Raw genomic sequence first — 13,326 nt, 5'->3', positions numbered from 1 at the left:
CAGGTAAACGCTATCAGAATGAGGAAAGGATGATACCGGAGAGCGGTTGCCCCCCGGTCAGAAGCGGAATTAATCTAATTTCACGCCCAGGCGATGCGCGACGGCTTCATAGGCTTCAATCAGACCGCCCAGGCTCTGGCGGAAGCGGTCTTTGTCCATTTTGTCCAGCGTCTCTTTATCCCACAGGCGGCTGCCGTCCGGCGAAAACTCATCGCCCAGCACCACTTCGCCTTTATACAGGCCAAACTCCAGTTTGAAATCCACCAGGATAAGACCCGCGTCATCAAACAGTTTTTTCAGTACGTCGTTGGCTTTGTAGGTTAGCTCTTTCATACGCGCCAGATTTTCCTGACTTACCCAACCGAACGTTTCACAGTAGGAACTATTCACCATCGGGTCGTGCAGCGCGTCGTTTTTCAGGAACAGATCGAATATCGGCGGGTTAAGCTCCATGCCTTCTTCCACGCCCAGACGCTTGACCAACGACCCAGCCGCACGGTTGCGCACCACACATTCAACCGGCACCATCTCCAGCTTCTTCACCAGACACTCGGTATCAGACAGCAAACGTTCCATCTGGGTCGGGATGCCCGCCTCGGCCAGTTTGGTCATAATGAAATGGTTGAATTTGTTATTTACCATGCCCTTGCGATCAAACTGTTCAATGCGCGCGCCATCCCCTGCTGACGTATCATTGCGGAATTCGAGCACCAACAGGTCCGGGTTTTCCGTGCTGTATACGGTTTTCGCTTTACCACGATACAACTCAGCTTGCTTTTGCATCTTTAACACTCCTGGGTGTGAATTAACGATAAGTATTCATTTCCTGCTACGCCTGCCGGAGACGTCGGCCTGTAATTGTGGTGCGAAATAGCGGTTAAATCGCGTTTTTGTACCGACGCACACGTTTGCGTATCTTATCAGAAAAAAGGGCCGGATTACTCCAGCCCTGTTAAATTACTTGTTGAACGCTGCCTGGAAGACGGCAACCAGCGCGTCGTTCTGGCCTTGCGTCAGAGTATGCCCCTTAGGATCGATAAACTGCAAGCTGCTGCGGTTATCTAAATCGCCGACCTGCAATTTATAGTCTCCGGACGCCAGGCCCGGGTCGCTAGCGCCCAGATCCCGCCAGTCGCTGTCAGACAACGGTTTGTACGTTACCGCCATGCTGCCCTGAGAGCGAGTGCTGTCGGTGACTTTCATGCCCACTTTTTCCAGCGCGGCCGGAAGGCGTTGCCACACGAGGTTGAACGGACCGCGAACGACCAGCATAGGTAAACCGGTATCATCAGCGGCGCTCTGCACATCCATCGTTGCGGCGGAACGGTTCTGCGCGGCATTTGCCGCATCCGTAGCGGTCTTATCCAGACCGGCGGAAATGACGTTCATCATTTCCGTGCTATAGCGCTGCAGCGACGCCGCGTCAGCGACCGGCTTGCCAGCCTGTTCCAGATTAACCAGTTTTACCGTTACCGCCTGCTGATAGCCCTGCGGCTTCACCGAGATTTGATAACGTCCACGATACTGTTCGTCTTCATCCAGGCGGTTCCAGTTCACCCAATCGGTCGTCAGGGTCTGGCTGGCATCGTCACGTTTTTCAATCGGATAATTTTTCGCCTGAATCACGCTGACGACTTGCGGCCACAGCGTGCTGCTACGACCATTTTCCACCAATAGCGTAGCGGTATCGCCAGAGAACTGGGTACGCGCGCCGCTCACTAACGCTAACGGCTGCGCTGGCGGACGGATATCCAACGCCTTACCAACCGCGCCGCTCCCCTTCGTGACCGGAATAACGTAGTCGCCGGTCGTTATCGGCAGGATCATTCCTGCCGGGGCGTGAAGTTCAGCAAGCGGCGCGGCATCCAGATAGGATTCATCGCCGCTTACCTGGCGCTTGTAGCGCGAATCGGAACTACAGGCAGCGAGCAGCAAAACAAGCGAAACACCCGCAACCTTCGCCAGGCGCGACTTTTGTACTGAGTAAGCCATCAAATCTCCCTAAACTTTACAGCAGGCCAGCATGCTGAAGCGCTGCTTTGATGATGTCACGACCATGGTCCGTGATAGGCGTCATTGGCAGGCGCAGCGTGTCGGTCGCCACAAGACCCAATGCCTTACATGCCCATTTCACCGGGATAGGATTGGGTTCGACAAATAGTTTGTTGTGTAACGGCATCAGACGCTGGTTGATAGCGCGCGCCTCGGCAAATTGCCCTTCCGCCGCCAGTTTGCACATGTCAGCCATCTCGCGCGCCGCTACGTTAGCCGTAACGGAAATCACGCCATGACCACCCAGTTGCATAAAGTCCAGCGCAGACGCGTCATCGCCGCTAAGCAGAATAAAATCGTCTGAAACCAGCTCTTTGATCTGGTGAACGCGGGTTAAGTTCCCTGTCGCCTCTTTGATAGCGATAATATTTTTTATTTCCGCCAGACGACCCACGGTTTCCGGCAACATGTCGCAACCGGTACGGGACGGCACATTATACAGAATTTGCGGCAAGTCAGTGTGTTCCGCGATGGCTTTGAAATGCTGGAACAAACCTTCCTGCGTGGGGCGATTGTAGTACGGCGTTACCGTCAGGCAGCCAACAATGCCGCTATCGTTAAAACGCTGCGTCAGGCTAATCGCTTCCGCGGTCGCGTTTGCGCCCGTGCCGGCGATAACCGGAATACGTCCGTCAGCCAGTTCCAGCGTCATCATCACGACATCGCCATGTTCATCATGGCTTAGCGTGGCAGACTCGCCGGTAGTGCCAACCGAAACAATCGCCGAGGTACCGTTGGCGACATGATAATCAATGAGTTTTTTCAGGCAAGACCTACTGACGTTACCTTTCTCATCCATCGGCGTAACAAGCGCGACAATACTTCCCGTGAACATGGGCCATCCTCTGTGCAAACAAGTCTCTCAATGGTACGTTTGGTATGGCAATAAAAGCAAGCGACCAAAGCCGTTCTGATTGTTGTATGCAGGTTTTTTTTATGGTTTCCTTAAGATTACCTCACCGCTCAAAGGAATAACTGGTTTGACACCGTCATCACAACACTATTTGGTTATCACTGCGCTGGGCGCCGACAGGCCCGGTATTGTGAATACCATTACTCGCCATGTCAGCAGTTGCGGCTGTAATATCGAAGACAGCCGACTGGCGATGCTGGGCGATGAATTCACGTTTATTATGCTGTTGTCCGGCACGTGGAACGCGATTACCTTGATTGAATCGACATTGCCGTTAAAAGGCGCGGAGCTGGATCTGCTGATTGTGATGAAACGGACGTCCGACCGTCCCCGCCCGGCAATGCCCGCGACGGTATGGGTTCAGGTTGAGGTCGCCGACTCCCCGCATTTAATTGAGCGATTCACCGCGCTGTTTAATAGTCATGAAATGAATATTGCGGAGCTGGTCTCCCGCACGCAGCCGGCTGAAGGTGATAAAGCTGCGCAATTATTTATTCAAATCACCGCACATAGCCCGGCGTCGCAAAATTCCGCAAATATTGAGCAAGCCTTTAAAGCACTATGTACAGAACTCAATGCGCAAGGCAGTATAAACGTCGTCAATTACTCACAACATGATGAACAGGATGGAGTTAAGTAATGAATCCACTGAAAGCCGGTGATATCGCACCGAAATTTAGCTTGCCGGATCAAGACGGGGAACAAGTAAATTTGACCGACTTCCAGGGACAGCGCGTTCTGGTTTATTTCTACCCAAAAGCCATGACACCCGGCTGTACCGTGCAGGCCTGCGGCTTACGCGATAACATGGACGAACTCAAAAAAGCAGGCGTGGACGTGCTGGGCATCAGCACCGATAAACCTGAAAAACTCTCCCGTTTCGCTGAAAAAGAGCTGCTGAACTTTACCCTTTTGTCCGATGAAAACCATCAGGTGTGTGAACAGTTCGGCGTCTGGGGCGAAAAGTCGTTTATGGGCAAAACGTATGACGGCATTCACCGCATCAGCTTTTTGATTGACGCTGATGGTAAGATTGAACACGTCTTTAATGATTTTAAAACCAGCAATCACCATGATGTGGTGCTGAACTGGCTGAAAGAAAACGCGTAAAAGCCTCAGGCCGCGCTGATGTGCGGCCTGGAAAGGGAATGTGCCGTCAGGCTTGCCGCGCCAGACGCCATATCGCCGCCACATTGCGCGCCGACAGGCTCAGGTTATATTCCGCCTCGTGTAAGGCTTCCGGCAGCGTAACGATATGCGACAAAATCGACAGCGCCGCATCGATACCCTGCTGATACACAACGTGATGATCGTGTTGCAGCCCACCGGCGAGCGCGATAACCGGTTTATGATACCGCTTCGCCACTCTGGCGACGCCAATCGGCGTCTTGCCGCAAATACTTTGGCTGTCCAGCCGCCCTTCTCCGGTAATCACCAGATCGGCATCTTTAACCGCCTGCTCAAGCTGTAGCGTTTCCACGACAATCTCTACGCCGGCGCGTAATTCCGCATTGAGCAACCCTAAAAGCGCGGCGCCCATTCCACCTGCCGCGCCCGCGCCGGGAGCGTTAATCACCTCACGTCCCGTAGCCTGATAAATATGTCGGCCCCAGTTTTCCAGCGCCGCGTCCAGGGTGTTCACCATTTCCGCTGTCGCCCCTTTTTGTGGGCCAAAAATGGCCGATGCGCCCTGGGGACCACACAGCGGATTGTTGACATCGCACGCCACGGTTATCGATACCTTACGCAGCAATGGGTGACAACCGGACAGATCGATAGAGGCCAGCGCCGCCAGCGCCTCACCGCCCGGAGAAAGCGAGCGCCCCTGTTTATCGCGCAATATAACGCCAAGCGCCTGCATCATCCCCGCGCCGCCGTCATTCGTCGCGCTGCCGCCAATTCCCAGAATAATACGCTTTACGCCACGCTCCAGCGCCGCGACGATTAACTCGCCGGTGCCGTAGCTGGTGGTATTAAGCGGGTTGCGCAATTCAGGCGAAACGTGATGCAGCCCGGATGCCGCCGCCATTTCAATCACGGCGGTATCGCTATCGCCCAGCATTCCCCAGCGCGCGGCCACCGGTTGCCCAAGCGGGCCTTGTACCCACTGGTCGACATAACGCCCGCCGCTGGCCTCCACCATTGATTGTACGGTTCCTTCTCCGCCATCCGCCATGGGCACTTTAACGTAGTCGGCGTCAGGATAAATTTCGCGGAACCCCTTTTCTATCGCCTCAGCGACCGCCATTGCGGACAAACTTTCTTTAAATGAATCAGGAGCAATAACAATTTTCATAGGGATTATCCTGCAAAACCAAAGAAACCGAACATCAGAGTAGAAATAAAGGTAATGGCTAACCCCACCAGCGTTTCATACGGCATTAGCTTTAAACGTTCATGAATTTGCATATTGACGCTGCCGCCCGTCGCGTGGAAAAAGCTGCCGTGCGGCAGATGGTCCAGCACCGTGGCGCCCGCATGGATCATAGCGGCTCCCGCCAGGGCGGAAACGCCAAGTTCAAGTAACGTGGGAGAGAAAACGCCGGACGCCACCGCCGTTCCCGCCGTGGTTGAGGCCGTCGCCATTGACATCATGGCGCCAGACACGGGCGCCAGCAGCCAGGACGGCAATCCCGAAGCGGTGAGGCCATGAATCAGGACATCTTTAAGTTCGGAATTAGCGATAATGCCGGCCAGCGTACCGGTTCCCAGCAACATAATAGCGACAGGCGCCATACGCATCAGACCGGCGACCATGTACTGGTTACAGTGGCGCGCGCGTCCCATCAACAGCAGACCGACCAATCCCCCTACGGGCAGGGCAATTAACGGGTCAATGGAAATGCCGGCAAATGGACGGAGAGAAAGCAGGAAAATAGCGACCAGCGGCGCGCTAATCGCCACCAGAAAGCCGGGTCTGGCGACGGAGTCATCATGGTGAGTCACTTCATGATCGGCGACGCCCGCGCCTTTATTATTCAGCCGTTTCGCTAACAGATAGGCGATAATAAGCCCAACGATGCCCGGAACCACGCCCGCCAGCATAATAGAGGTAAGAGGAACATGAAACGCATCGGAGGCGGCAATAGCGTTCGGGTTGGGTGACATCACGTTACCCGCTTTGCCGCCGCCGACCATCGCCAGCAGAATAGCGCTTTTTGACAGGCCTGCATTACGCGCAATCGACAGCGCAATCGGCGCGACGGTAATCACCGCCACATCAATAAATACGCCGACAGCGGTCAAACATAGTGTGGCAATGGCTAATGCCAATAATGCCCGGGTTTCCCCCACTTTGCGGACAATCGTCTCAGCAATCGTATTCGCCGCCCCGGACTCAATTAATACGCCCGCCAGTACGCCTGCGGCCAGAATACGCAATACGGCATTAACGATGCCCTGCGCGCCTGACACCATCAGCGACACGGTTTGCAGAAGATCGGCGCCGCCAATCAAACCGCCGACCAGCGCGCCCGCCATCATGCCGTAGGCTGGCGACACTTTTCTTAAAATTAATACGATGGCCACAACCAATGCGGCAATGGCTCCCAGGGTGGATATCGACGTCATATACTGCGCCTCCTTTAACATGGAACGCGCAGTATGGAAAAACCCGCCTAAAAATCCGCTGGAGCTTTCAACAAATTTCGATTCGACCAGGCAGCGGTAACTTGTCGGACGGTACAGATTCGGCCTGGAGCTCCATACCGATATAAAGCCAAAGCGTACTTTTTAACTCATTGATTTTTATGTGCGTAATATCCTCACAGCGCTGTAAGCGATAGCGCAATGTATTCACATGAATATGCAATGCTTTGGCCGTTTGCGTCAGGTCACAATTATGTTCAAACCAGGTCCGCAGCGTCTGTTGCAATACGCCTTTCGCGTCATGTTGCGCCAGTTGCAGCCACAGACGCGATAACTCCTGCACTTGCCAACTTTCAGACAGCCCGCTTAGCAGCGCGGGAAGCGCGTGGTCATGATAAAAAATGTACTGGCTGCGCAGCTTTTGTCTTTTCGCCATCGCCTGCGTGGCTCTCGCAGTGAGCAAAGATCGGTGCAATCCCGTCTCGCCGGCAAAATAGCCCCCAACCAAAATACGGCTAAAGCCCGATGATGCAGCCCATGATTTAAAAATCTGCAATTCACCCATTTCCTGGCGGGTATTCCACTTTCCCTCTTTTAACGTGATAGGCTTAATAATGATTAATTCATTAAATTCGGTAAACGTCACCAAATGGTTGCGCGCGTGATTCTCGAAATAATCCATTACATTGCGCAGCGCTTCACGATCCGGCTGGGAAAGTTCAATAATCAGCACCACTCTGGGAACCGCCAGATCAATGCCCAGATAGGCCGCCATAGAGCGCAACGACTCTGTTGAATTTTCTCGCAAAATCAATTGGTTGATCAGCTCTTCGCGATAGCGTTTATCCCACTGTCGCTGTTCGATCAGCACCATATGCTCGATCACCAGCTCCGCCGCCATTTTAACCAGCTCGGCATACGCGCGAACCTCCTCCGGCTCGCCGGTAATGCCGACCACGCCGATAAGCTGTTCATGAAAAGAGATGGGAAGATTAATGCCGGATCGCACGCCTTTTAGCTGATTGGCGGTAGCGGAATCAATTTCTACAATACGGTTTTCCTTCAGCGCCAGAATGGCCCCTTCGTGACGCTGGCGAAGCCGCGAAGGTTCGCCAGACGCGATAATGACGCCATGTTCATCCATGACGTTTACCGAGTAAGGAATAATTTTCATGGCTCGCTGTACAATTTGCCGCGCGGTATACCCTTTCAAGTAATGTTTTCTCAACACACTCATTCCCTGTTTCGTTATCGCTTCACATTAAAAAAACAATCTCGCATCAATGATGTCACTTATTAACGAATTTCTCAGAAGAATGCTTAGGCTAAGTCACCAAATTTTGGCAGCTTTACAGCGAGAATTTTGTAGGTTCCAACAATAAAAATGCCGCAACACGGTGCGGCATTAAAAAAAGAGCGGCTTTCTAAGCGCTTGTCCCTCATCAGGCGTGCGCAAAATCGCGGCAGGGCACTATGATGTCGTTCACGCTTTACAACTTTTGTACAGACCGCTCAGGATGAGGCATCCGTCACCTGACCATCCGGCCAGGCATGGACAACGGCTTTAATCAGCGTCGCCAATGGAATGGCGAAAAACACTCCCCAGAACCCCCACAGACCGCCGAAAATCACCACTGACAGAATAATCACCAGCGGATGCAAATTCACCGCTTCGGAGAAAAGTACCGGTACCAGCAGATTGCCATCCAGTGCCTGAATAATGAGATAAACGGCAAAACAGCTCCAGAATTCCGTCCCCAGACCAAACTGAAACAGCGCGACGCCCACCACCGGAATTGTCACCACAAAGGCGCCGATATAGGGAATCAGGACTGAAAAGCCCACCAGTACCGCCAGCAGCAGCGAATAGTTGAGGCCAAACAGCAAAAAGCCCAGCCAGGTCGCTACGCCCACCACCACCATCTCCAGCACTTTTCCGCGGATATAGTTGGTGATCTGCTGATTCATCTCATTCCACACCTGCCCCGCCAGCCCGCGATTACGCGGCAGCACGCGGCGCACGGCATTCAGCATCTGCTCTTTATCTTTTACCAGGAAAAAGACCATCAGCGGCACCAGCACCAGATATACCGCCAGCGTCAGTAGCCCGACTAACGAAGCCAGCGAATACTTCACCACCGAATCGCCCATGTTAAGCATCCGGGTACGCATGTTTTCCGCCATCGCATCAATAATGCCCGCATCCATCAGCGCCGGATAGCGTCGCGGCAAGGTCGCGGCAAAATCGGACAGTTTATTCAGCATACCGGGCATATCACGAATCAGGTAAATACCCTGCTGCCAGGCAATCGGCATCACCACAAACGCCATTAATAACAGAATGCCGACAAAGAGGATAAGGACAATGGAGGCTGCCCAGCGCCGGGAACAGCCAATCGCCTGCAGGCGCGCCGTCGGCCACTCCAGCAGGTAGGCCAGTACGATAGCGACCAGCAGCGGCGCTAACAGGCCGCTAAAGAAAAAGAGGATGCTAAAACCAGCCACCAGAATGACCAGCAAGGCAATCGCCTCCGGGTCGCTGAAGCGACGGCGATACCATTGCATTAACATTTCGAGCATAAAACCCTTCCCAGAACTCAACTGCGGGATTGTGATGCCGAATTGTATCGAAATGTCACAAAAAAGACTTCGCTTTTTATCGTTGATTCAGGAAACTAAAATAGTGAGTCTGTGCTCATCACAGTTACACTTATGAAGTGTCGGAGCGTGGAACGATATTTCACGACGTTGGTCAAAGGGCTATCTCAAAACAACAGGATAGAGGTTATGTTCAGGCAGTTGAAAAAAAACCTGGTGGCAACCCTCATTGCAGCATTGGCTCTCGGTCAGGTCGCGCCCGCATTTGCCGACCCTGCCGACACGCTGCCCGATATGGGAACCTCGGCAGGAAGCACGCTTTCTATCGGACAAGAGATGCAAATGGGCGACTTTTATGTGCGCCAGCTACGCGGCAGCGCGCCGTTAATCAACGATCCGCTGCTGGTGCAATACATTAACGCGCTGGGGATGCGTCTGGTCTCGCACGCCGACTCCGTCAAAACGCCCTTCCATTTTTTCTTGATCAATAATGACGAAATCAACGCGTTCGCGTTCTTTGGCGGCAATGTGGTGCTGCACTCGGCACTTTTTCGCTACGCGGATAACGAAAGCCAGCTAGCTTCAGTCATGGCGCATGAAATCTCCCACGTGACGCAGCGCCATCTGGCGCGCGCGATGGAAGATCAAAAGCGCAGCGCGCCGCTTACCTGGGTGGGCGCGCTGGGTTCCATTTTGCTGGCCATGGCCAGCCCACAGGCCGGTATGGCGGCGCTAACCGGTACTCTGGCGGGAACGCGCCAGGGAATGATAAGTTTCACCCAGCAAAATGAGCAAGAAGCCGACCGTATTGGTATTCAGGTACTGCAACGCGCCGGATTTGACCCACAGGCGATGCCCTCTTTCCTCGAAAAACTGCTCGACCAGGCGCGTTACTCCACGCGACCACCTGAAATTTTGCTCACTCACCCCTTACCGGAAAGCCGCCTTGCGGATGCCCGCAACCGTGCCAACCAGATGCGTCCGGTCGTGGTGCAATCTTCCGCTGACTTCTATCTCGCCAAAGCGCGCGCCCTGGGAATGTACAATTCCGGACGTAACCAGCTTACCAGCGACCTGCTGGATCAGTGGTCTAAAGGCAACGTGCGTCAGCAACATGCGGCGCAATATGGCCGGGCGTTGCAGGCGATGGAAGCGAGCAAGTACGATGAAGCGCGCAAAACGTTGCAGCCGCTGTTAAGCGCAGAGCCGAACAATGCCTGGTATCTTGACCTCGCCACCGATATTGACCTGGGGCAGAAAAGAGCCAACGACGCGATTAATCGCCTGAAAAATGCCCGCGATCTGCGCGTTAATCCTGTGCTGCAGTTAAACCTCGCCAATGCGTACCTCCAGGGAGGCCAGCCGAAAGCGGCGGAAACCATTCTGAATCGCTACACCTTTAGCCATAAAGATGACGGTAACGGCTGGGATCTGCTTGCTCAGGCCGAAGCCGCGCTGAACAACCGCGATCAGGAGCTGGCGGCGCGCGCTGAAAGTTATGCGCTGGCGGGACGACTGGATCAGGCAATTTCACTGCTCAGTAGCGCCAGCGCCCAGGCAAAACTGGGTAGCCAGCAACAGGCGCGTTACGATGCGCGTATCGACCAGTTGCGCCAGTTACAGGAACGCTTCAAGCCATACACGAAAATGTAATCGCCGTTTATTAGCCGGATGGCGTCACAAGGAGAACTCATGACCGACACGATTAAAATCTACCATAACCCGCGCTGCTCGAAGAGCCGCGACACGCTGAACCTGCTAAAATCTAACGGCGTGGAACCGGAAGTGGTGCTTTATCTGGATACGCCCGCCGACGCCGCCACCGTGCGGGAACTGCTGCGTATGTTGGGCATGTCCAGCGCGCGCGAACTGATGCGCCAGAAAGAAGATCTCTATAAGACGCTTCACCTGGCGGATAGCCAGCTGAGTGAAGAGGCGTTAATCCAGGCGCTGGTTGAACACCCTAAACTGATGGAGCGCCCCATTGTGGTGGCAAATGGTCAGGCGCGCATTGGCCGACCGCCTGAGCAGGTGCTGGACATCCTCGGTTAACCGTTGAACGCCGCCGTCGCGGCGTATTACAGTTTCAGGATCTCTTTGACAAACGGGATCGTCAGTTTTCGCTGGGCAGTGATCGACGCATGATCGAGCTGATCCAGCGTCATAAACAGCGTGCGCATTTCGCGATCAAGACGTTTGAGTAAAAACCGCCCGACATCTTCCGGCAGTTCAAACCCCCGTAACCGGGCGCGCAACTGTAGCGCCTGAAGTTTGTCTTCATCGGAAAGAGGCTGGAGTTTATAGATTTGCCCCCAGTCCAGACGGGAAGCGAGATCGGGCAAGCCCAAATTTAACTGTCTTGGCGGCCGATCGCCGGTGATCAATAACCGCGTCTTACCGGACTCCAGAATGCGGTTATAGAGATCAAAGATCGCCATCTCCCACAGTTCATCGCCAGCGACACACTCAATGTTATCAATACACACCAGCGAGAGGTGTTCCATACCGTCGAGCACTTCCGGCACGAACCAGGTACGTTTATCGAGCGGGACGTAGCCTACCGCATCTCCACGCTGCGACAGTTCAGCGCAGGCGGCGTGCAGCAAATGGCTGCGGCCCGCGCCTTCACGCGCCCAAAGGTAGATATATCCACTATGTTCCTGGCGCAACACGTTTTGTAACGCGGCCAGTAGAGAGGCGTTATCCCCCGGCCAGAAACTTGCGAAAGTTTCGTCGTCAGGAAGATAAAGTGGCAAAGAGAGCTGTGCCGGTGTGTTCAGAGATACCTCAACCCAGGATGACATAAAATCGCGCTGAGTTTACCACATAATTCCCTTGAGATAGAACCGGGCAGCATCGCTGCCCGGCAACCCGTTACTGATGCGGAGACTCCGCATCATTTGCCTCCAGTACCACTTCTTCCGGACGCAACAGGCTAATCAGTTTAAAAATCAGGCTCAGGCAAATCCCGACGATGGTCGCCAGCGCCATCCCTTTCAATTCTGCCGCGCCAATATGCACTTTCGCGCCGCTCACGCCGATGATCAAAATCACCGAGGTGAGGATCAGGTTTTGCGCTTTGTTGTAATCGACTTTTGATTCGATCAAGACGCGAATCCCCGACGCGCCGATAACGCCGTACAACAGCAGCGAGACGCCGCCCATCACGGGTAACGGGATAATCTGAATCGCCGCCGCCAGTTTGCCAACGCAGGAAAGCAGAATGGCGAAAATCGCCGCGCCGCCGATAACCCAGGTACTGTAAACGCGGGTGATCGCCATGACGCCAATATTTTCCCCATAGGTGGTATTCGGCGTGGAGCCGAAGAAACCGGAGACGATCGTCGACAGTCCGTTAGCGAACATCGAGCGGTGCAAACCGGGATCGCGCACTAAATCTTTTTTGACGATATTCGCCGTCACCACCAGATGACCGACATGCTCGGCGATCACGACCAACGCCGCGGGCAGAATCGTCAGGATCGCGAACCATTCAAAACGCGGCGTATAGAAAGTCGGCAGCGCAAACCAGTGTGCCTGGGCAATCGGCGTGGTATCGACCACTCCCAGCGCGAATGACAGCGCATAGCCCGCCAGCACGCCGATCAAAATCGGAATGATCGCCAGGAAACCGCGAAACAGTACGGAGCCGAACACCGTCACCGCCAGCGTGACCATGGAGATGATAATTGTTTTCGTGTCCGGCGACTGCCCTTGCGCAGGCAGCAATCCGGCCATCCCCGCCGCGACGCCAGCCAGCTCCAGACCGATGACGGCAACGATTGCGCCCATTGCCGCAGGCGGGAACATCACATCCAGCCAGCCGGTGCCCGCTTTTTTAACGATGAAAGAGACCAGACAGAACAACACGCCGCACATAATAAAACCGCCCAGCGCCACTTCATAACCCAGCGGCAACAGCAGTAGTACCGGGGAAATAAAGGCAAAGCTCGATCCGAGGTAGGCCGGAATTTTACCTTTGCAGATAAAGAGATACAGCAGCGTTCCGATACCGTTAAACAGCAGCACCGTCGCGGGGTTGATATGAAACAGAACTGGCACCAGCACGGTCGCGCCAAACATGGCGAAAAGGTGCTGTAAACTAAGCGGGATTGTCTGTAAAAGCGGCGGTCTTTCACTCACCCCGATAGCACGGCGCGTCATAGTGTTTTCCT

13 protein-coding genes are annotated in these 13,326 nt (G+C 54.2%); 4 read left to right on the top strand and 9 right to left on the bottom strand.

The window, feature by feature from the left end:
- Positions 1-69: 69 nt before the first annotated feature.
- The 3 genes from purC to dapA form a co-directional block, all read right to left on the bottom strand.
- Positions 70-783 carry a phosphoribosylaminoimidazolesuccinocarboxamide synthase gene (gene purC, locus EOS98_RS06530; protein ID WP_001171630.1) on the bottom strand — a complete coding sequence of 238 codons (714 nt, stop codon included), beginning with the start codon at positions 781-783 and terminating at the stop codon, positions 70-72.
- A gap of 174 nt (positions 784-957) precedes the next feature.
- Positions 958-1,992, bottom strand: coding sequence for an outer membrane protein assembly factor BamC (bamC, locus tag EOS98_RS06525; RefSeq protein ID WP_126523923.1), 1,035 nt, complete (start codon positions 1,990-1,992; stop codon positions 958-960).
- Between the two features lie 16 nt (positions 1,993-2,008).
- The gene (dapA, locus tag EOS98_RS06520; protein WP_126523922.1) at positions 2,009-2,887 is read right to left on the bottom strand and encodes a 4-hydroxy-tetrahydrodipicolinate synthase; all 879 of its coding nucleotides are present in this window, start codon (positions 2,885-2,887) and stop codon (positions 2,009-2,011) included.
- Between the two features lie 145 nt (positions 2,888-3,032).
- On the opposite strand from dapA, the gene EOS98_RS06515 reads away from it, so the two are divergent.
- Both EOS98_RS06515 and bcp read left to right on the top strand, forming a co-directional pair.
- A complete protein-coding gene (locus EOS98_RS06515) occupies positions 3,033-3,605 on the top strand; it encodes a glycine cleavage system transcriptional repressor (RefSeq protein ID WP_000189061.1) in 573 nt (190 codons plus the stop codon).
- The gene (gene bcp / locus EOS98_RS06510) at positions 3,605-4,075 is read left to right on the top strand and encodes a thioredoxin-dependent thiol peroxidase (RefSeq protein WP_001068686.1); all 471 of its coding nucleotides are present in this window, start codon (positions 3,605-3,607) and stop codon (positions 4,073-4,075) included. The genes EOS98_RS06515 and bcp overlap by 1 nt, the downstream gene beginning before the upstream one ends.
- 46 nt (positions 4,076-4,121) lie before the next feature.
- Here the strand turns inward: bcp and EOS98_RS06505 are convergent, their stop codons facing one another.
- The 4 genes from EOS98_RS06505 to EOS98_RS06490 all read right to left on the bottom strand — a co-directional run bounded on the left by EOS98_RS06505 (position 4,122) and on the right by EOS98_RS06490 (position 9,133).
- A complete protein-coding gene (locus tag EOS98_RS06505) occupies positions 4,122-5,261 on the bottom strand; it encodes a glycerate kinase (protein ID WP_000706377.1) in 1,140 nt (379 codons plus the stop codon).
- A gap of 5 nt (positions 5,262-5,266) precedes the next feature.
- The gene (locus tag EOS98_RS06500; RefSeq protein WP_000200859.1) at positions 5,267-6,535 is read right to left on the bottom strand and encodes a GntP family permease; all 1,269 of its coding nucleotides are present in this window, start codon (positions 6,533-6,535) and stop codon (positions 5,267-5,269) included.
- 67 nt (positions 6,536-6,602) lie between these two features.
- On the bottom strand, positions 6,603-7,790 hold the full coding sequence (locus EOS98_RS06495) for a sugar diacid recognition domain-containing protein (RefSeq protein ID WP_001533732.1): 1,188 nt from the start codon (positions 7,788-7,790) through the stop codon (positions 6,603-6,605).
- A 275-nt stretch (positions 7,791-8,065) separates the two neighbouring features.
- Positions 8,066-9,133 carry an AI-2E family transporter gene (locus EOS98_RS06490; protein WP_000892056.1) on the bottom strand — a complete coding sequence of 356 codons (1,068 nt, stop codon included), beginning with the start codon at positions 9,131-9,133 and terminating at the stop codon, positions 8,066-8,068.
- Between the two features lie 207 nt (positions 9,134-9,340).
- Here EOS98_RS06490 and bepA point away from each other — a divergent pair, with 207 nt between their 5' ends.
- The gene (gene bepA, locus EOS98_RS06485) at positions 9,341-10,804 is read left to right on the top strand and encodes a beta-barrel assembly-enhancing protease (RefSeq protein ID WP_000489631.1); all 1,464 of its coding nucleotides are present in this window, start codon (positions 9,341-9,343) and stop codon (positions 10,802-10,804) included.
- A 39-nt stretch (positions 10,805-10,843) separates the two neighbouring features.
- On the top strand, positions 10,844-11,203 hold the full coding sequence (gene arsC / locus EOS98_RS06480; RefSeq protein ID WP_000132650.1) for an arsenate reductase (glutaredoxin): 360 nt from the start codon (positions 10,844-10,846) through the stop codon (positions 11,201-11,203).
- Positions 11,204-11,229: 26 nt separating this feature from the next.
- Here arsC and EOS98_RS06475 read toward each other — a convergent pair whose 3' ends face one another.
- A complete protein-coding gene (locus EOS98_RS06475) occupies positions 11,230-11,931 on the bottom strand; it encodes a DnaA inactivator Hda (RefSeq protein WP_061835882.1) in 702 nt (233 codons plus the stop codon).
- 94 nt (positions 11,932-12,025) lie between these two features.
- A complete protein-coding gene (uraA, locus tag EOS98_RS06470) occupies positions 12,026-13,315 on the bottom strand; it encodes a uracil permease (protein WP_000198344.1) in 1,290 nt (429 codons plus the stop codon).
- Between the last annotated feature and the right edge of the window lie 11 nt (positions 13,316-13,326).

It is taken from the genome of Salmonella sp. SSDFZ69, from assembly GCF_004010755.1.
Classification (GTDB): domain Bacteria; phylum Pseudomonadota; class Gammaproteobacteria; order Enterobacterales; family Enterobacteriaceae; genus Salmonella; species Salmonella enterica.
This window is presented reverse-complemented; position numbering and strand designations above follow the sequence as displayed.

Coding starts and splice junctions, on each gene's coding strand:
- uraA (WP_000198344.1), bottom strand. CDS start 13,315: ATGACGCGCCGTGCTATCGGGGTGAGTGAAAGACCGCCGCTTTTACAG.
- bamC (WP_126523923.1), bottom strand. CDS start 1,992: ATGGCTTACTCAGTACAAAAGTCGCGCCTGGCGAAGGTTGCGGGTGTT.
- EOS98_RS06490 (WP_000892056.1), bottom strand. CDS start 9,133: ATGCTCGAAATGTTAATGCAATGGTATCGCCGTCGCTTCAGCGACCCG.
- EOS98_RS06495 (WP_001533732.1), bottom strand. CDS start 7,790: ATGAGTGTGTTGAGAAAACATTACTTGAAAGGGTATACCGCGCGGCAA.
- bepA (WP_000489631.1), top strand. CDS start 9,341: ATGTTCAGGCAGTTGAAAAAAAACCTGGTGGCAACCCTCATTGCAGCA.
- EOS98_RS06500 (WP_000200859.1), bottom strand. CDS start 6,535: ATGACGTCGATATCCACCCTGGGAGCCATTGCCGCATTGGTTGTGGCC.
- dapA (WP_126523922.1), bottom strand. CDS start 2,887: ATGTTCACGGGAAGTATTGTCGCGCTTGTTACGCCGATGGATGAGAAA.
- EOS98_RS06505 (WP_000706377.1), bottom strand. CDS start 5,261: ATGAAAATTGTTATTGCTCCTGATTCATTTAAAGAAAGTTTGTCCGCA.
- bcp (WP_001068686.1), top strand. CDS start 3,605: ATGAATCCACTGAAAGCCGGTGATATCGCACCGAAATTTAGCTTGCCG.
- arsC (WP_000132650.1), top strand. CDS start 10,844: ATGACCGACACGATTAAAATCTACCATAACCCGCGCTGCTCGAAGAGC.
- purC (WP_001171630.1), bottom strand. CDS start 783: ATGCAAAAGCAAGCTGAGTTGTATCGTGGTAAAGCGAAAACCGTATAC.